A 17,931-nucleotide genomic window follows, 5' to 3' on the forward strand; every position below is an offset into this window, starting at 1 on the left:
TTATGAAGTTTCTTAAAGACAAGCAGACGCGTCACGACTTTGTCACGTACGCCATGTGTATCGTGGCCTTCGCCATCGTGTTCTTTATGCAGTCGAACCACATGATTCCGCGCATGATCGCCGGTCAGTTGGTTCCTATTACGGCCTACATCGTCATGGCCATTTCCCTCAACCTCGTCGTCGGCATCGCGGGCGACCTGTCGCTGGGCCATGCGGGCTTTATGAGTGTCGGTGCCTACACGGGCATCGTCACCGCGGTCGCGCTGGAGAGCGCCGTTCCCTCCGATCCGGTGCGCCTTATCATCAGTATCGTGGTCGGCGCCATCGCCGCTGCCATCTTGGGCTTCTTGATTGGTATCCCGGTCCTGCGCCTGAGCGGCGATTACCTGGCTATCGTGACGCTGGCCTTTGGCGAGATCATCAAAGAGATCGTCACCTGCCTCATTGTGGGCGTCGACTCCCGCGGCCTGCACGTGATCTTTAACATCACGGGCAACTCTACAATCGACGACCTGCACCTGCTCGAGGACGGCACCGCCATCATCAAGGGCGCCCAGGGTGCCTCGGGCGTGTCGACGTACTCGACCTTCCTCGCCGGTGCCATCCTGGTCATGGTCGCACTCGTGATCGTGCTCAACTTGGTTCGCAGCCGTACCGGCCGTGCCATTATGGCCGTGCGCGATAACAAGATTGCAGCCGAGTCCGTAGGCATCTCCGTCACCGAGTACCGCATGATCGCCTTCGTGGTTTCCGCTGCCCTCGCCGGTGCTGCCGGAGCTCTCTTCGGCGGTAACTTCTCGCAGCTCTCCGCCACCAAGTTCGACTTCAACACGTCGATCCTCATCCTGGTGTTCGTGGTTCTGGGCGGCCTGGGCAACATGCGCGGTTCCGTCATCGCGGCGGCGTTGCTCACGGTGCTTCCCGAGCTGCTCCGTCAGTTCTCGGACTACCGCATGCTCATCTACGCCATCGTGCTGATCCTGGTCATGATCTTTACCAACAACCCGCAGCTCAAGGCGTTCTTCGGTCGCGTCAAGGACCGCTTTGCTTCCAAGAAGGAGGTGGCAGCCGATGCCCGGTAAATTTGAGTTCAACAAGGGCAAGATGGTCCCGTATCCTTCTGGCGCCATCGTTCCCGACCGTGACCTAGGCGAGCGCCCGGCACTCGAGTGCATCCACCTGGGCATTGAGTTCGGTGGCCTTAAGGCAGTCGACGACTTTAGCCTGACTATCGGCAAGACCGAGATTGCCGGTCTGATCGGCCCCAACGGCGCCGGTAAGACCACGGTCTTCAACCTGCTCACCAAGGTGTATCAGCCCACGCACGGCACCATCCTGCTCGACGGTGAGGACACCTCGGGCAAGTCGGTCTACCAGGTCAACCGCATGGGTATTGCCCGTACCTTCCAGAACATTCGCCTGTTTAATACCATGACGGTGGAGGATAACGTTAAGGTCGGCCTGCATAACCAGGAGCGTTACTCCGGCTTTGAGGGCGTGCTGCGCCTGCCGACGTATTGGAAGCACGAGAAGGCTGCTCACGAGCGCGCCATGGAGCTGCTGTCCATCTTTGATATGGAGCATCTGGCAAACGAGCAGGCCGGCTCGCTGCCTTACGGCGCCCAGCGTCGTCTGGAGATCGTCCGCGCGCTTGCCACCAACCCCAAACTGCTGTTGCTCGACGAGCCTGCCGCCGGCATGAACCCGTCCGAGACCGCGGAGCTCATGGAGAACATCGTCAAGATTCGCGACACCTTCGGCATTGCCATCATGCTTATCGAGCACGACATGTCGCTCGTCATGAATATTTGCGAGGGTATCTGCGTGCTCAACTTTGGTAAGGTCATCGCCAAGGGCACGGCCGAGGAAATCCAGAACAACGACGCCGTTATCGAGGCATATCTGGGCAAGCAGGATAAGGGGGAGAACTAAATGGCAGAGCCGATGCTTTCCGTCTACAACATCAACGTCTGGTACGGCGCCATCCACGCCATCAAGGACATCTCCTTTAACGTTAACGAGGGCGAGATCGTGGCCCTGATCGGTGCGAACGGTGCCGGCAAGTCCACAACGCTCAAGACTGTCTCGGGCCTGCTGCGTTCCAAGACCGGCTCCATCAAGTTTATGGGCGAGGACATTACTCATACGCCCGCTGATAAGCTGGTAAGCAAGGGCCTGGCCCAGGTGCCCGAGGGACGTCGCGCCTTTTTGCAGATGACGGTTGAGGAGAACCTGGAAATGGGCGCCTATACGCAGCCCAAGTCCACGGTGGCTCCGGGCCTTGAGCGTGTCTACGAACAGTTCCCGCGTCTTAAGGAGCGCCGTCGCCAGGTCGCCGGCACCCTTTCGGGCGGCGAGCAGCAGATGCTCGTTATGGGCCGCGCCCTTATGAGTAACCCCAAGCTGCTCATGCTCGACGAACCCTCCATGGGCCTGGCGCCGATTCTGATTGAGCAGATCTTCCAGATTGTCGAGGACCTGCACAAGGCCGGCACCACGGTGCTTCTGGTCGAGCAAAACGCACAGATGGCTCTTTCCATCGCCACACGCGGCTACGTGCTCGAGACCGGCAAGATCACCATGGCCGGCACCGGCCAAGAGCTCCTGCACGACGACAACGTCCGCAAAGCCTACCTGGGTGGTTAATCCATTCAACAAAGGGGGCGCTGACCAACCCGGTCAGCGCCCCCTTTTAAGTTGCGGTGGAATAGGGACTAAATGGGAGTCTCAGAGGCCAAAACAGTCCCTATTCCACCGCAACTTCATGGGGATGTGTGACAATGCCCGTCGGAAAACGTCTGTTGTCTTTGGGGGTCCATCTATGCTGTACGAGTTTTGTGCCGAGAACTTTGAGCGAGTGCCAGCGGCCATCGAGGCCGGTGCGAGGCGCATTGAGCTGTGTGACAACCTCGCCGTCGGTGGCACCACGCCTTCGGCCGGCGTTATCAGCGCTACAACCAACTATGCCCACGAACACGATGCACGGGTGATGTGCATGATCCGTCCGCGTGGCGGCGACTTTCACTACAACCAGGATGAGCTGCGCATGATGGAGATGGACTTGGGCCTTGCCGTGAGTGCGGGCGTTGACGGCTTGGTCTTTGGCTGCTGCAAACCCTGCGCTGGCGGATGGGCGCTCGACGAGCTTACGCTTGGCGCCCTCGTGATGGCTGCGGGCTGCGCGACCGAGGAATGTAAGCGTGATCCCATCGACATCACCTTCCACATGTCATTTGACCAGCTCTCGCCCGAGGCTCAGCTCGATGCGATTGATACACTTGCCGACTGCGGCGTTACGCGCATCCTCACGCATGGCGGCGCTGCCGGTACGTCGATCGAGGATAATTTCGATTACCTGGCTCGTTTAATCGAGTATGCGGGCGATCGTTTGACCATCCTTCCCGGCGGCGGCATCACTACGGCAAATCGCGACGCGGTCGCGGCGGCGCTAGGCGTCTCCGAGCTCCATGGCACCAAGATCGTGCCGCTGGAGGTATAACCCGTGGCGCTGGTATTTGACGTTCAGCAGGCGAGCGGTAAGCCCGACGATAATCGTCGCCCTGGCACCGCGTGCCCCTTTTGCGACACGGAGGGACTTGCCAACATCATCCAGCGCGATGGTGACTGTATCTGGCTCGAGAATAAGTTCAAGACCTTGCGGGCCACACGTCAGACCGTATTGATCGAGTCTGCCAATCACGACGCCGACCTGGTGACCTATGAACCGGATGAGCTGCATCATGTGATGCGGTTTGCCCTGGGCTGTTGGCAGCAGATGATCGATTCCCAACAGTACCGCAGTGTGCTCATGTACAAGAACAAAGGCCCGCTTTCGGGCGGCAGCCTCGTCCATCCACACATGCAGATTGTGGGCCTGGAACAGGAGGACGGCTATGCGGCGCTGACCTCAGCCAACTTTGAAGGCATCAGTGTCTGGCAACAGGGGAGAATCTCGGTCGACATCTCAACCGAACCGATCATGGGGTTCTTTGAGGTCAACGTCTCGGCTCCACAGGGAATCGCCGCCAGCGACGACGCCCGCGACCAAGCCGAAGCGGACCTGTTTGCCGATGCGATTCAGGTGGCCCTGCGCTATATCCTGCACGAGCACCATGGCGGTCGCGCGGAGTCGTACAACTTGTTCTTCTACCACATGGACGGCCGGACCATTGCCAAGGCTCTGCCACGTTGGGTGGTTTCGCCCTACTTTGTGGGCTATCGTCTGGCCCAGGTCAATGCCGAGACCACGCTCGATATCGATGCTGAGCGCCTGCGTGCGCATCTGGAAACGCTCGCGTAGCAAGGCGAGCGCCTGCGAAAAGAGTGCTGCTTAGCGTGCCATCGCGTCGCGCCCGGCCTCGACCCGCTTGCGCTGTTTGGCGCGCTCCTCGCCGGTCAGACGTTCAAAGAGATGTCCGATAAGCGAGGCGAGTACCTGCTGAAACATCGTGCCGCACATGACGGGGAACACGACCTCGCCGGGAAAATACTGTGTGGCGATGACGGCGCCCGAAGAGATATTGCGCATGCCACAGGTAAAGCACATGGTGGTCGTCTCGCTATACGGCAGATGCAGGACACGTGCGACCAGGATGCCGATGATAAAGCCACTGATGGCGAACGCCAGGATAAAGAGGGCGACTTCCAGGCGTACCATGTTCATGTGCAGCACGTACTCGCTCATGGCGGTGGAGTTGGACGCGATGACGCCCATCATCATGAACTTGCAGGCGGGCGAAAGCGCGGGGGAGAGTTTCTCATGACCCCAGCCGCGCGTGAGTTCGTTAATGACGATACCGAGCACGGCGGGTATGGCGATCATAAAGGCCATATTCTGCATCATGCTCGGCACGTCGATCGAGACGGTGGCGCCCAGCAGGAGCTTGAGCGTAAGAGGAATCGTCACAGGTGAGATGACCGAGGACGTCAGGATGATGGTGAGCGCGAGCGGGCCGTTGCCGCCGAACATGCTAATCCACATAAAGGCAGTGACTGCCACGGGTACGCTGTACTCGAGCACGATGCCACAGACAAGGTTGGGATTGGAGCCAAAGAACAGTGAGCCCATGGCATACGCTGCGATGGGGATGATCACAGCCGAGACAAATAACGCCAAAATCAGATGCAGGGGACGATGGAACACCTCAGCCACCTGATGAAAGGTGTTGCTGAGCGCACCCTGAAACGTCATGAAAGCAAACAAGGTGGGAACGATGGGCTTGAGAACGCCGATCTGCTGGGGAAAGAGCACGCCGAGCGCCACACAAATCGGAACGATGGCCTGCATGTGCCCCGCGAGAAACTTGCCCAGTCCAACCCATTGTTTCATATACTCTTGTGACTCCCTTTGCTCGTGAATTCGTTTTGAATGGATATGCTAGACGCTCGCATGCGTCCGCGCGTCAGAAACGCTCGAATATTTCGAGGCGATTACCGGCATCGTTTACCGAAACCGCGGCGTGCTGCGGCGATTTGCGTCCGCGCTGCACGGTATAATAAATCCGTTCAACAGATCTGCCTGCCGAAGCGGGCATACACAGAGGACTCATCGCTATGAACCGTGAGAGGTATCGCGGCGACCTGCCCCTATCGGGGGTGGGCGCCTATGTCATCGCTTAAGACGACGCATCGCTGGGCGGTCGCTCAGCAAAACCCCGAGCTCGAAAAGGAGCTTTCGGCTGACCTGGGCATACCCGGGCTGGTGGCGCGCATTATGGTTGCGCACGGCATTACATCCATCGAGGAAGGCCAGCTGTTTTTGACGCCTTCGCTCGATCGCGACTGGGCGGACCCGCTCGTTATTCCGGGCATGGCGGCCGTCGCCGACCGCGTTGAGCGTGCTATTCGCAGCCACGAGCGCATCGCCGTCTTTGGCGATTTTGACGTCGACGGCATTACGTCGACTTGTCTGTTGACCGAGGCGCTACGTTCGTTTGGCGCCGATGTCACACCGTTTATTCCGCATCGCTTTGACGAGGGCTACGGCCTGTCGCGTGCGGCGCTCGACCGCGTCAACGAGCTCGCCCAACCCAACCTGATCGTGACCGTCGATAACGGTATTGCCGCCAAGGAAGAGGTCTCCTATCTGGAGAGCCTGGGGATCGATTTGGTGGTCACGGACCATCACGAGCCGTCCGACCAGGTGCCGCAGGGCGTGCCCCTGACCGACCCCAAGCTCGAGGACGAGGGTCCCTCGCGCGAGCTTGCCGGTGCCGGCGTGGCGCTCAAGCTGGTGCAAGTCCTGGGCGAGCGTTTGGGCAAGCCGTCGTATTGGCGTTCGCTGATAGAGGTCGCGGCGTTGGGCACCGTGTCCGACATGATGCCGCTCACGCCCGAGAATCGCGCACTGGTCGCCGAGGGCATCCAGCAGATGCGCGTGACGGCCCGCCCCGGCTATATCGCGCTTGCCGCACTTGCCAAGGCCGACCTTTCTACCATTACGGCCGACGGCCTGTCGTTTTCGCTCATCCCTCGTCTGAATGCTGCCGGCCGCATGGCCGATCCCAAGCTGGCGCTCGACCTGCTGCTTGCCCGCGACCCCATCGAAGCGAGCGCGCTTGCCGCCGAGCTCGAGGAAATCAATCGCCAACGCCGCGAGATTGAGGCCGAGCTTACGCGCGATGCCATGGCAAAGGTCGAGGAGACTTATGACGGTGGGCGCGCAATCGTCGTGGGTGGCGAGGGCTGGCACGAGGGCGTCAAGGGCATCGTGGCGAGCCGTCTGACCAACCGTTATCACGTGCCGGCGCTGCTGTTCTCGATCGAAGACGGTATCGCTCGCGGTTCGGGTCGTTCGGTGGGCAAAGTCAACCTGTTCGACGCCGTAGAACGCTGCTCCGACCTGCTGATTCGTCGCGGCGGGCATGCCGGTGCGGTGGGCGTGACCATCGAGGCGTCCAAGCTCGATGAGTTCCGCCGTCGCCTTTCGGCCGTGCTATCGGAGCTTCCCGCCGAGGACTTTGAGGACACTGACGAGGTCGCCGCCATCGTTGACCTCTCCGAGCTAAATATCGAGACCATCGAGCAGATCTCCCGTCTTGAGCCGTTTGGCCAGGGCAACAAGGTGCCGCTGTTGGCGGCCGAGGGCGTGACAATGTGCGATCGCGCCGTGGTGGGCAAAACCGGCGAGCACATGCGCTTCGTGGCGACCGATGGCGCCGCGAGTGTGCCGGCCATTATGTTCCGCGTGCCGCAGATCGATAAGCTCATCAATTGCGATAGCGCCGTCGATTTGGTGTTCGAGGCCGTGGCCGAGCATTGGCAAGGTCGCGTAAAGCCAAAGCTCATGATCAAGGATGTCTTGGTCCGCGATACCACAGCGCCCAGCGTTGACGACCCGGCATGTGAGCTTCGCCGCGGCGTGGAGCCTGCGGACGCCGGTCTTCGTCTGGAGTCCCGAAAGCGCCAAACGCTCGCCCAGCTTTCCTATACCGAGCTGACGCGCTCGCTTATCCATAGCTTTATCGGCTCGAACCGGCCGCACCGCGCGCAGGTCGAGGCGCTCGATGCCCTGGCCGATCACCAAAGTGTTCTGGCCGTTATGGGAACGGGGCGCGGCAAGTCTCTTATCTTCCATGTGCATGCCGCGCGCGAGGCGGTCCTTCGCGGGCGTGCGAGCATCTTTGTCTATCCGCTGCGCGCGCTCGTTGCCGACCAGGCCTATCACCTCTCGTCGACGATGGCCGCACTCGGTATTGGCGTAGGCGTGTTGACTGGCGAGACCGTGGAGGCGGCGCGCGATGACGTGTTTGCCGGCTTGGCTTCGGGCCGCACCGGCATCGTGCTCACGACGCCCGAGTTCCTGTCCATTCACCGCGACCGCTTTGCGCGTTCGGGGCGCATCGGTTTTGTCGTTATCGATGAGGCACATCATGCCGGTCTTGCCAAGGGCGGCGACCGCAGCGCCTATCTCGACATGCCTGATATCCTCAAGGCCCTGGGCGACCCGGTCGTTCTGGCCGCGACTGCCACCGCAACGGCTCCGGTTGTGGCCGAGCTCGCCCGCGTGCTACCGATTACCCGCACGGTGGTCGACGAGACGGTGCGCGAGAACTTGCAGCTCGAGGATGACCGAGATCTTGCGAGCCGCGAGAACCGCCTGGTGTCAATCGTGGCGACGGGGGAGAAGACCGTCATCTACGTCAACTCGCGCGACCAGTCCGTGGCGCTTGCTAAGACGCTGCGCAAGCGGGTGCCCGATTGCGCGACCCGCATCGCGTTCTATAACGCGGGGCTTGCGCGCTCCGATCGTCGCCGTGTCGAGGAAGCGTTTCGTGACGGAAGCCTCAGTTGCATCGTTTCGACCTCTGCCTTCGGTGAGGGCGTGAACCTGCCCGATATCCGCCATGTCGTGCTCTACCACATGCCGTTTGGCGCCATCGAGTTCAACCAGATGAGCGGACGCGCCGGTCGCGACGGGCAACCTGCCGTGATTCACCTGCTCTATTCGTCGCGTGACGCTCGCATTAACGAGCGCCTGCTCGACTGCTACGCGCCCGAGCGCGACGAGCTCGTCACGCTCTATCGCGCGCTGCAGACTATGTGGCGCTCCAACCGCGGCAAGACCGGAGCCGACTCATTTAGTGCGAGCGATATCGACATCGCGCAGATGTGCCTTGCCATCGATGCCCGCACGCCGGTTGACGAGCGCTCGGTGGCAAGCGGTCTGGGAATCTTCGAAGAGCTTGGCTTCTGTCGCGTTTCGGGGTTTGATGACACCCGTCGCATTGCGATGGCCGAAAACCCCGGCCGTGTGCAATTGAGCAGGTCAATCCGCTATTTGGAGGGCTTGCGCTCGCGTATGGAGTTCTCGGCTTTCCGGAGTTGGGCGCTTGATTCGTGCGCTTCTGATATGCTAGCCAAAGTTAACCGCCCGATCGTACCGCGGGCCTAGGGGAAGGGGACCTCGATGGATGCCGCAGCCCGTACCGCCCATGATTCCACCCTCCAACCGTTCTCGGAGATGGAGCACTATAAGCATGCCGATGAGCTGCCGCCCGAGATTATGGCGGACAGCTACGACAAGCTGGAGCGCCTGTGCCTCAAATATATGAATGAGGACGACTTCTCTAAGGTGGAGCAGGCCTATTGCTTTGCTGCCGAGAAGCACTGCAACCAAAAGCGGCGCTCGGGTGAGATGTACATCAACCATCCCGTCGAGGTGGCTATCATTCTGGCCGACCTCAAGATGGACTGCGATGTGGTGTGCGCCGCGCTGCTGCACGATACCGTCGAGGATACCGAGACCTCGCTCGCCGATGTTTCCGGTCTGTTTGGCGATACGGTGGCCGAGCTCGTCGATGGCGTGACCAAGCTCACCAACATCGAAGTCGATAGCATGGACGAGAAGCAGGCGCTTACGCTGCGCAAGATGTTCCTCGCCATGTCCAAGGACATCCGCGTCATTATCGTTAAGCTTGCCGACCGTCTGCACAACATGCGCACCCTTGCAGCTCTGCGCGAGGACCGTCGCCTGTTTAAGGCCCGCGAGACCATGGACGTGTATGCGCCCCTGGCCGACCGTCTGGGCATGAGCTCTATTAAGTGGGAGCTCGAGGACCTGTCCTTCTTCTATCTGGAGCCCGATGCCTACCAGCGCATTGCGCGCATGGTGGCTGAGTCGCGCGAGGTTCGCGAGCGCTATCTGGCCGAGACCATCAAGACGCTCACCGACGAGCTCAACCGCATTGGCCTGGAGGGCTTCCAGATTAATGGCCGCTCCAAGCACTATTGGTCCATCTACCAAAAGATGAAGCGCAAGGGCAAGGAATTCTCCGAGATCTACGACCTGGTGGCGCTGCGCGTCATCACCCATTCGGTGCGCGATTGCTACTCCACGCTCGGCGCGGTGCATACGCTGTGGCACCCCATGCCCGGTCGCTTTAAAGACTATATCGCCATGCCCAAGGTCAATAACTACCAGTCGCTCCACACGACGGTTATCGGTCCCACGGCTCGTCCGCTCGAGATTCAGATTCGAACCTATGAGATGCATGAGCAGGCCGAGTACGGCATTGCCGCCCACTGGCTCTATAAGAAATCGGGCGGATCGTCTGCTTCCAAGACCAATGACGCTCAACGTTTGGACGATCAGATCAACTGGCTTAAGCATTCGCTCGATTGGGCTGCGTCTGATGAGATCACCGACGCCAAGGAATACCTGCATTCGCTGAAGGTCGACCTCTTCGATCAAGAGATCTTCGTCTTTACGCCCAAGGGCGAGGTCATGGCGCTTCGTGCCGGCTCCACGCCGCTCGACTTTGCCTATGCCGTTCACACCGAGGTGGGCAACCACTGCGTCGGCGCCAAGATCAACGGTGCGGTGGCCCCGCTCACGCACGAGATCAAGACGGGCGACCGCGTTGAAATCCTGACCAACAAGAGTTCCAAGCCGTCGCGTGATTGGCTCAAGATCGTTAAGACACCTTCCGCCAAGTCAAAGATTCGCCGTTATTTCGCCGCCGCGACCAAAGACGATGACGCTGCTGCCGGCCGCGATATACTGGCCAAGGACCTGCGCAAGCGCGGGTATGGCATCTCTACGCCGCGATCCACGCGTGCGCTCAACGCCGTGGCGGAGCAGTTTAACTACAAGCAGCTCGAGGACCTGTTTGCCGCCGTCGGCGCCGGCAAGGTTGCCCCGCGCGCTGTGGGTAACAAGGTCGAGCAAATCTTGGACCCCAAGCCCGAGGAACAGCTCACCAAAGCCGAGGCTATCGCCGAGGTCGTGAAACAGCCGGCCCGAGGCTCCAACCGCAAGCCGCAAAAGCGTGGCAAGAGCGCCAGCAACGGCATTATCGTCAAGGGCGAGAGCAACAGCGGCCTGCTGGTCCGTCTGGCGCATTGCTGCAATCCGGTGACGGGCGACGATATCGTCGGCTTCATCACGCGCGGTCGTGGCGTTTCGGTGCATCGCGCCAACTGCCCCAACGTCAAGGGTCTTATGGAGCATCCCGAGCGCATGATCGAAGTGGAGTGGGACGGCGCAGCCGACACCCTCTTCCAGGTCGAGATCGTGGTCGAGTGCCTGGACCGCATGGGCCTGCTCAAGGATGTCACCATTGCCATTGGCGATGCGGGCGGCAATATCCTTTCTGCCGCCACGTCGACCAACCGCGAGGGTATTGCAACCCTGCGCTTTATGGTCGAGATCTCGGATGCGAGTGGTCTGGATCCGCTGCTGGCCTCTATCAGCAGCGTTGACTCGGTCTACGACGCACGCCGCCTGATGCCCGGCGAGGGTGGAGCCCAGCTTAAGCGCCGCGTTTAGTCGCGACGAACGCGCCACATTATCAATATTCGCTACACTCGAGGCATCGTTTGATGCCTCGAGTTCTATAGAGAGGAGAGGGACATGAGTGCTGTGTCCTTGGATGTAACTCCCAAGGGATCGGTCGAGATTGAGACGCTCGTAAACGGTCCCATTCAGACCAATAGCTATGCTTTTATTTCGGGCAATGAGTGCGTGATTATCGACCCTGCGTGGGAAGGCGAGCGCCTGGTGGAGCATATTCGAGCCGAACATCCCGGCGTACGCGTGCTTGGCGCCGTATGCACTCATGGCCATGCCGATCATGTTGGTGGTGTTGCCGGCGTGCGAACCACCGTTGGCGAGGGTTGTCAGTATGAGCTGTGTGCTAAGGATGCGGCGGTGCCGCATGCGAATATCGAGGAACAGCGAGCTATGTGGGGCATTGAGACGCCCGACCCCGGGGAGCCGACGTGCCTGCTCGCCGAGGGCGATGCTATCGAGGTGGGCGATATCTGCCTGCAGGTGATCGAGACACCAGGGCATACGCCGGGCGGGATCGTCTTGTTCGCCGCCACCGAGCAGGGAAGCATCGCCTTTGTTGGCGACACCCTGTTCCCGGGCAGCCACGGCCGCACCGATCTTGCCGGTGGCGACGAGGCGGCGATTCTGCGCTCGCTCTCCAAGCTCGCCCGGCTTCTTCCACCCGATACCGTTTGCTTAACCGGCCATGGTGATTCGACCACCATGGCACGCGAGCTCATGCAGAACCCTTTCATGCAGGTGTAGCTTTATAGTCAGCTTCTAAAGCACGAGAAGCGTCCAAACGTCAAGCTATTTTTCCCCAACGGGTCGATTCCGTAGGGCAAACGGTCAAAAAAGTCTGTTTGGACGATATTCGTGAACAAACGAACGTTTATGCTCGGGTGCGCCGTGGTAAAATCTCAGGCGTTATCGGAGCAACCTTACAGGAGGTTTCTTTTATGCTCGTCAACGCAGCAGACATGCTCAAGAAGGCCGAGGCCGGCAAGTACGCTCTCGGTGCCTTCAACACCAACAACCTCGAGTGGACCCTGGCTATTCTCCAGGCCGCCGAGGAGGCCAAGTCTCCGCTGATCCTTCAGTGCACCGCTGGTGCCGCTAAGTGGATGGGCGGTTTCAAGGTCTGCGCCGACATGGTCAAGGCTGCCGTCGAGGCCACGGGCGTTACCGTTCCCGTCGCCCTTCACCTCGATCACGGTTCTTACGAGGACTGCTTCAAGTGCATCGAGGCCGGCTTCACGTCCATCATGTATGACGGCTCTCACGAGGAGACCTTCCAGCTTAACCTCGACCGCACCAAGGAGCTCGTTGAGCTTGCCCACTCCAAGGGCATGTCCATTGAGGCCGAGGTCGGCGGCATCGGCGGCACCGAGGACGGCGTGACCTCCAACGGCGAGCTCGCTGACCCCGCTGAGTGCAAGCAGATTGCTGACCTGGGCGTCGACTTCCTCGCCTGCGGCATCGGCAACATCCACGGCGTGTATCCCGCCGACTGGGCTGGCCTTTCCTTCGAGCGTTTGGGCGAGATTAAGGCTCAGACCGGCGACCTGCCCCTCGTTCTGCACGGTGGTACCGGCATCCCCGAGGATCAGATCAAGAAGGCCATCTCCCTGGGCATCTCCAAGATCAACGTCAACACCGACCTGCAGCTCGTCTTCGCCAAGGGCGTCCGCGAGTACATCGAGGCTGGCAAGGATCAGCAGGGCAAGGGCTTTGACCCCCGCAAGCTCCTCAAGCCTGGTCGCGACAACATCGTTGCCCGCACCAAGGAGCTCATGGAGGAGTTTGGCTCCGTCAACAAGGCGTAAGCGTCGCTAAACTTCCCGTCGGAAGCCCCGTCCCCCTACACTGTTTCCTTTGCGCTCACCTGGCTTCGCCAGAAGTCGCGCCAAGGAAACAGTTCCGGGGGACGGGGCTTCCTTCGTTTAACGCCGCAGGGTTACTGGGCTGAATTTATTTATTGACTACCGTTCGGCGGCGTTGATGGCTCCCTTGTTGGGGCTTTCTTTTTATCTCGCTACAATGGGCTTCAAGCGTTCTAGTGACTTGGAGTTTGGTATGGCTGTTATTGATGTGCTGCCTTCGGATGGGAAGGTTATTGACGAAGGTCCTGTTGGTTGCTCTGTTGATGTTTGCTGTGATGATTTTCGTCATCTCGATATTGGACTGCCGCCCGAGATTCTTCGTCTTAAGGATGCCGGCTATTTGACGCAGGCTGTTGCTGCTTGCGATCGCCTTTTGGAGCAGAATCCTGAGCCTTCGCTGGCTGCTTGTATTCGTGCCGAGCGGTATCGCATGCTCGAGACGCCGCTTCATTTTTCGGTGTCGCGCGATCAGGCTATTGCGATGATTCGCGAGGAGTGGCCAAAGTTTACCGAAGAGCAGTTTGATGACCTGATTAATCGTAAGCGTATTGACTGGCGCTTTATCGATGGCGAGCTGTTCGTTCTCGACAACTTCCTCGATTCGCTTCGCGTGTACCCTAAGGAGGTTCCGGGCCTGCGTCCCGATTCTACGGACGGCATTGCGCTGCGTAACCAGATGCTCAGGGAGATGGAGTCGCAAAACGGGTTGACTCGCGTCATCACGCTTAAGGCATCCGTGTCTGTCCCCGGGGCTCTGGAGGGAGAGGCCGTTCGCGCGTGGCTTCCCGTTGCCGCCGCCTGTCGTCAACAGTCTCAAATCGAGGTTCTCGATATGACGTCGGAGGGTACCGTTGCCTCTGAAAACGTTTCGGCTCGTACTGCCTCTTGGATATCTTCGACTGAACATTCATTCTCGGTGACCTATCGCTATCACATCGATGCTGCCTATTGCGATATCTATGGTGGCGCGCTCCCATCGCATGCGTGCATGGACACGCCGCTGCCCGAGGACACTTCCGAGGACCGTCCGCATATTGCGTTTACGCCGTATCTGCGACAGTTGACGGAGCGTGTCATTGACGGGCTCGAGGATCCGCTCGATCGCGCTCGTGCAATCTATGATTACCTGACACAGCATATCGACTATCGCTATCAGCCACCGTACCTGCTTTTGGAATCTATTGCCGACGACTGTGCACACTCGCTCCGCGGCGATTGCGGCGTTATGGCGCTCACGTTTATCACCATGTGCCGTATCGCGGGCGTGCCTGCTCGTTGGCAGAGCGGCCTATATGTTGCGCCCGATTCGGTGGGACCGCACGACTGGGCCGAGTTCTTCACACCCCAGACCGGTTGGCTTAACGCCGACGTATCGTTTGGTTCCTCGGCACGCAGGATGGGGGAGGAGTGGCGTCGTCGTCACTACTTTGGCAATCTCGACCCGTGGCGTATGGTGGCCAACAATCGATTCCAGGCTGAATTTGTGCCTGCTTTCGATGGCATGCGCGAGGATCCCTATGACAACCAGATGGGCGAGGCCTCGGTTGATGGGCGTGGATGTCGTAAGCGGGAGATGTTGCGCAAGGTTGAGCTTATCGAAATGCTCGAAGTTCCATTTTCGGACTAATCAACAGAAAGCTGTGATAAACTAACTCACGCATTACGTGCCCGAGTGGCGGAATTGGCAGACGCAGTGGACTCAAAATCCACCGTTGGCAACAACGTGCGAGTTCGAGTCTCGCCTCGGGCACCATACATGCAAGTGAGCGTTCAAGGGGGTCGATGCCCCCTTTTTTCGTGCCGAACTCGCGTGAGCGCGCGGAGCGTTAAGCAAACAGGCCTGTGGCCTGTTTGTAACGGAGCGTGGTGAGGACGCCATGCGCCCGAAGCCCGGGGCTTCGCGAAGCGAAGGCCCTTCGAGTCTCGTCTCGGGCACCATACATGCACCTGCGCTTCAAGGGGGTCAAGGCCCCTTTTTCGTGTACGTAATGTGATAGCGCGCTGTACGTGTTATTATGCCCAAGGCGTTGTTCCCGCAATGCCCTAAAGAGGAACCCGAGGGTTCCCACCTTTTGGCGCCAACGAGCAGCTGACTGGTCATACAACTTAGATTCCCTTCCTCGTATCGAGGATGTCTATGTGTACGACCTGGTTGCAAAGAAGCGCCGGGTTATTTTTTTATGAATGGAGGTAGGGAAAATAGCTAAGTCTGATGACACCCGCATCAACGACGAGATCACTGCATCTTCGTGCCGTTTGATTGGCGTCGATGGCTCTCAGCTCGGCCTGTTCGCCATCCGCGATGCCCAGCGCGTCGCTGACGATCAGGGTCTCGACCTGGTCGAGATCGCTCCCAACGCGGAGCCGCCGGTCTGCAAGGTCATGGACTACGGTAAGTTCAAGTACCAGCAGGCCATGAAGGCCAAGGCCGCTCGTAAGAACCAGTCTAAGGTCGAGGTCAAGGAAATGAAGTTCCGACCCAAGATTGACGTTGGCGATTACGAGACCAAGAAGGGCCACGTTCTGCGTTTCCTCAAGAAGGGCGCACGCGTTAAGATCACCATCATGTTCCGCGGCCGTGAGATGGCTCACCCGGAGCAGGGTCTTAACGTTCTCGAGCGTCTCGCCGAGGATCTCAAGCCTTACGCTACGGTCGAGTCCAAGCCTAAGATGGAAGGCCGTAACATGCTTATGCTGCTCGCCCCGATTAAGGGCGCCTTCGATGAGGATAAAGCGGCAAGCGATACCAAGTAACTAGTGTTCTGTAACCGATTAAGGAGTATTTCATGCCTAAGATGAAGTCCCACAGCGGCACCAAGAAGCGTTTCCGCAAGACTGGTACCGGCAAGCTTATGCGCGCCAAGGCTTTCAAGAGCCACATCCTGAGCAAGAAGTCCACCAAGCGTAAGCGTGGCTTCCGTCAGGAGACCGAGATCGCCGCTGCCGACCGCAAGGTCATCAAGTCGCGTCTCGCCTAAGTTCGCGTTCCCGTTTTTCGTTTTACCGTCTAGGAGTTGATAGAACATGGCACGTATTAAGCGCGCTGTTGCCGCCAAGAAGAAGCGCCGTACCGTTATGCACCGTGCGAAGGGTTACTACGGTGCCGCTTCGCGTACTTACAAGCATGCTAAAGAGCAGGTCCAGCACTCCCTGCAGTATCAGTATCGTGATCGCCGCAACAAGAAGCGCGAGATTCGCTCTCTCTGGATCACCCGTATCAACGCTGCCGCTCGCCTGAACGACATCTCTTACTCTCAGTTCATGCACGGCCTGAAGGTTGCCGGCATCGAGCTCGACCGTAAGGTCCTGGCTCAGATGGCTTACGAGGACATCGAGTCCTTCAACGAGCTGGCTGCCATTGCCAAGAAGGCTCTCGAGGCTTAATTGCTTCTTGCATCTTAAAGGGGCGCTTCCAATCCGGAAGCGCCCCTTTTTGATTGATTAGGGATGTGATCGATTTGGGACGTAGCCAAACCGATCAATTCGATAGTGTCCGAGTTGCAAGAAAGAGCAGGTAGCGTATGTGTCAAAGATTTTTGACACTCTAATCTGCGCGCAGCCATCCGTATGGGTTTGATTTTGGGATTACGCTTTGCTTGCCGGCTTCTGTTGTGTAGCCGCCCAATAAGAGTTGAGATGCATTCGAAGGGAACGCCATGCAGCTGCCAAAACACCTTAAACAGTATCGACTCGATGCTGGTTTGTCCCAGGAGGATCTTGCAAGGCGCATTTTTGTAACACGTCAGACCATCAGTAATTGGGAGCGCGGTAAAACGTACCCCGACATCCAGAGTCTCCTACTGCTGTCTGAACAACTGGATGTAACGATTGACGAGCTTGTTAAAGGCGACATTTCAATAATTAGAGAAAGGGTTGAACGCGATAGGGGCACGCTCTATCGCTTGGGTGCGGGGATGTTGGCTGGGCTTCTTGCGTTTACCGTCTCTATGGCCTGGCTCATGTGGCAACAAAACCACGGGTGGGGGATGGTCCAGTGCGTTCCGACGATGGTGTTGGCAGGCGTCTTTGGTGCTGGCGCAATGTGCTGCGCGCTTGCAGCGGAACATATCAAGAAGAAGAATGATTTGGTGACGTATCAAGAGATATCCGACTTCTTGGACGGAAAGAAGGCGGGCAGCGAAGAGACGAGGACGGGCTGGGCTTATGAGCATCCACAGCTTGCGAATGCCATCAAGTTTGCCGCAGCGGCTCTTATTGGACTAATCGTTTTTGAACTCGTTAACGCTGCTATGTCCCATTTCTAATGGGTATACAGCCATTAATGCGGCCGAAGCTTAACCGTTGGAAAACCGAAGGGCCGCTCTAATAGGGGGCCGCGGCCCTGTTCTTTCTAGGCTCTCACAGAGAGGGTCCCATCCTCATTTGTGTAGGAACCGTGGAGTCCCAGATTCCCGCCCCCGGGGCCCCTCCGGTCTGGCAATATATCTCCTTGCCGCGCGGCCCGGTCGAACCGGATCAGCCGCAGAGCGTGCACCTTGAGAACCGGATACTGCGAGGATGGACACTTCCGAGTGTCGCATCCGGGCAGACATCGAACCATTTGAAATGGTCTAACTTGGATTTGTTTTTCGCAAGGCCGCCGAGAGGCGGCCCCGAGAAATTCCTTTTCCTATACTAAAACCATATGAATCGAACGGAACCGATCAGCGATGGACTGAGAGGACCGGACGGGCTCGAGGCCCATATATTTTGGACGGAGAGTTCGATCCTGGCTCAGGATGAACGCTGGCGGCGCGCCTAACACATGCAAGTCGA

15 protein-coding genes, 1 tRNA gene and 1 rRNA gene are annotated in these 17,931 nt (G+C 58.9%); 16 read left to right on the top strand and 1 reads right to left on the bottom strand.

Annotation, left to right across the window (positions count from 1 at the left end; translation table 11 throughout):
• Positions 1–2 precede the first annotated feature (2 nt).
• The 5 genes from ACESWY_RS03845 to ACESWY_RS03865 all read left to right on the top strand — a co-directional run bounded on the left by ACESWY_RS03845 (position 3) and on the right by ACESWY_RS03865 (position 4,300).
• The gene (locus tag ACESWY_RS03845; protein WP_373093080.1) at positions 3–1,082 is read left to right on the top strand and encodes a branched-chain amino acid ABC transporter permease; all 1,080 of its coding nucleotides are present in this window, start codon (positions 3–5) and stop codon (positions 1,080–1,082) included.
• The gene (locus ACESWY_RS03850) at positions 1,072–1,932 is read left to right on the top strand and encodes an ABC transporter ATP-binding protein (protein WP_373093082.1); all 861 of its coding nucleotides are present in this window, start codon (positions 1,072–1,074) and stop codon (positions 1,930–1,932) included. Before ACESWY_RS03845 ends, ACESWY_RS03850 begins: the two co-directional genes overlap by 11 nt.
• Positions 1,933–2,646, top strand: a complete 714-nt coding sequence (locus ACESWY_RS03855) for an ABC transporter ATP-binding protein (RefSeq protein ID WP_443984546.1) — start codon at positions 1,933–1,935, stop codon at positions 2,644–2,646.
• Between the two features lie 175 nt (positions 2,647–2,821).
• A complete protein-coding gene (locus tag ACESWY_RS03860) occupies positions 2,822–3,499 on the top strand; it encodes a copper homeostasis protein CutC (RefSeq protein ID WP_196032236.1) in 678 nt (225 codons plus the stop codon).
• 3 nt (positions 3,500–3,502) lie between these two features.
• Positions 3,503–4,300 carry a DUF4931 domain-containing protein gene (locus tag ACESWY_RS03865; RefSeq protein ID WP_260699352.1) on the top strand — a complete coding sequence of 266 codons (798 nt, stop codon included), beginning with the start codon at positions 3,503–3,505 and terminating at the stop codon, positions 4,298–4,300.
• Positions 4,301–4,330: 30 nt separating this feature from the next.
• Here the strand turns inward: ACESWY_RS03865 and ACESWY_RS03870 are convergent, their stop codons facing one another.
• The gene (locus ACESWY_RS03870; RefSeq protein ID WP_373093085.1) at positions 4,331–5,329 is read right to left on the bottom strand and encodes a bile acid:sodium symporter family protein; all 999 of its coding nucleotides are present in this window, start codon (positions 5,327–5,329) and stop codon (positions 4,331–4,333) included.
• Positions 5,330–5,605: 276 nt separating this feature from the next.
• Between ACESWY_RS03870 and recJ the strand changes: the two genes are divergently transcribed.
• The 11 genes from recJ to ACESWY_RS03925 all read left to right on the top strand — a co-directional run.
• Positions 5,606–8,893, top strand: a complete 3,288-nt coding sequence (gene recJ, locus ACESWY_RS03875; RefSeq protein WP_373093087.1) for a single-stranded-DNA-specific exonuclease RecJ — start codon at positions 5,606–5,608, stop codon at positions 8,891–8,893.
• Positions 8,894–8,908: 15 nt separating this feature from the next.
• Positions 8,909–11,269, top strand: a complete 2,361-nt coding sequence (locus ACESWY_RS03880; RefSeq protein ID WP_346981435.1) for a RelA/SpoT family protein — start codon at positions 8,909–8,911, stop codon at positions 11,267–11,269.
• Positions 11,270–11,353: 84 nt separating this feature from the next.
• Positions 11,354–12,037 carry an MBL fold metallo-hydrolase gene (locus ACESWY_RS03885; RefSeq protein ID WP_373093089.1) on the top strand — a complete coding sequence of 228 codons (684 nt, stop codon included), beginning with the start codon at positions 11,354–11,356 and terminating at the stop codon, positions 12,035–12,037.
• A gap of 194 nt (positions 12,038–12,231) precedes the next feature.
• Positions 12,232–13,098 carry a class II fructose-1,6-bisphosphate aldolase gene (fba, locus tag ACESWY_RS03890; protein ID WP_006234429.1) on the top strand — a complete coding sequence of 289 codons (867 nt, stop codon included), beginning with the start codon at positions 12,232–12,234 and terminating at the stop codon, positions 13,096–13,098.
• Between the two features lie 250 nt (positions 13,099–13,348).
• Complete coding sequence (locus ACESWY_RS03895; protein WP_373093094.1) at positions 13,349–14,782, top strand: transglutaminase-like domain-containing protein; 1,434 nt, start codon at positions 13,349–13,351, stop codon at positions 14,780–14,782.
• A 39-nt stretch (positions 14,783–14,821) separates the two neighbouring features.
• Positions 14,822–14,908 (top strand) — tRNA-Leu (locus ACESWY_RS03900).
• 431 nt (positions 14,909–15,339) lie between these two features.
• Positions 15,340–15,909, top strand: a complete 570-nt coding sequence (infC, locus tag ACESWY_RS03905; protein ID WP_006234423.1) for a translation initiation factor IF-3 — start codon at positions 15,340–15,342, stop codon at positions 15,907–15,909.
• A 32-nt stretch (positions 15,910–15,941) separates the two neighbouring features.
• Entirely contained in the window at positions 15,942–16,133 is a 192-nt protein-coding gene (gene rpmI, locus ACESWY_RS03910; protein WP_006234422.1) for a 50S ribosomal protein L35, read from the top strand.
• Between the two features lie 46 nt (positions 16,134–16,179).
• Positions 16,180–16,539 (top strand): 50S ribosomal protein L20, encoded by a 360-nt coding sequence (gene rplT, locus ACESWY_RS03915; protein WP_022094123.1) that lies wholly within the window; start codon positions 16,180–16,182, stop codon positions 16,537–16,539.
• 272 nt (positions 16,540–16,811) lie between these two features.
• Complete coding sequence (locus ACESWY_RS03920; RefSeq protein WP_373093096.1) at positions 16,812–17,420, top strand: helix-turn-helix transcriptional regulator; 609 nt, start codon at positions 16,812–16,814, stop codon at positions 17,418–17,420.
• A gap of 446 nt (positions 17,421–17,866) precedes the next feature.
• A 16S ribosomal RNA gene (locus ACESWY_RS03925) occupies positions 17,867–17,931 on the top strand; the annotation flags it as partial.

This window comes from Collinsella aerofaciens ATCC 25986, from assembly GCF_964237925.1.
GTDB classification, from domain to species: domain Bacteria; phylum Actinomycetota; class Coriobacteriia; order Coriobacteriales; family Coriobacteriaceae; genus Collinsella; species Collinsella aerofaciens_BJ.

Bases quoted from the DNA above. Each gene is read 5' to 3' on its own strand.
- ACESWY_RS03845 (WP_373093080.1), top strand. From the start codon at position 3: ATGAAGTTTCTTAAAGACAAGCAGACGCGTCACGACTTTGTCACGTAC.
- ACESWY_RS03895 (WP_373093094.1), top strand. From the start codon at position 13,349: ATGGCTGTTATTGATGTGCTGCCTTCGGATGGGAAGGTTATTGACGAA.
- ACESWY_RS03850 (WP_373093082.1), top strand. From the start codon at position 1,072: ATGCCCGGTAAATTTGAGTTCAACAAGGGCAAGATGGTCCCGTATCCT.
- ACESWY_RS03920 (WP_373093096.1), top strand. From the start codon at position 16,812: ATGCAGCTGCCAAAACACCTTAAACAGTATCGACTCGATGCTGGTTTG.
- infC (WP_006234423.1), top strand. From the start codon at position 15,340: ATGGAGGTAGGGAAAATAGCTAAGTCTGATGACACCCGCATCAACGAC.
- ACESWY_RS03860 (WP_196032236.1), top strand. From the start codon at position 2,822: ATGCTGTACGAGTTTTGTGCCGAGAACTTTGAGCGAGTGCCAGCGGCC.
- recJ (WP_373093087.1), top strand. From the start codon at position 5,606: ATGTCATCGCTTAAGACGACGCATCGCTGGGCGGTCGCTCAGCAAAAC.
- ACESWY_RS03855 (WP_443984546.1), top strand. From the start codon at position 1,933: ATGGCAGAGCCGATGCTTTCCGTCTACAACATCAACGTCTGGTACGGC.
- ACESWY_RS03880 (WP_346981435.1), top strand. From the start codon at position 8,909: ATGGATGCCGCAGCCCGTACCGCCCATGATTCCACCCTCCAACCGTTC.
- ACESWY_RS03870 (WP_373093085.1), bottom strand. From the start codon at position 5,329: ATGAAACAATGGGTTGGACTGGGCAAGTTTCTCGCGGGGCACATGCAG.
- rpmI (WP_006234422.1), top strand. From the start codon at position 15,942: ATGCCTAAGATGAAGTCCCACAGCGGCACCAAGAAGCGTTTCCGCAAG.
- fba (WP_006234429.1), top strand. From the start codon at position 12,232: ATGCTCGTCAACGCAGCAGACATGCTCAAGAAGGCCGAGGCCGGCAAG.
- rplT (WP_022094123.1), top strand. From the start codon at position 16,180: ATGGCACGTATTAAGCGCGCTGTTGCCGCCAAGAAGAAGCGCCGTACC.
- ACESWY_RS03885 (WP_373093089.1), top strand. From the start codon at position 11,354: ATGAGTGCTGTGTCCTTGGATGTAACTCCCAAGGGATCGGTCGAGATT.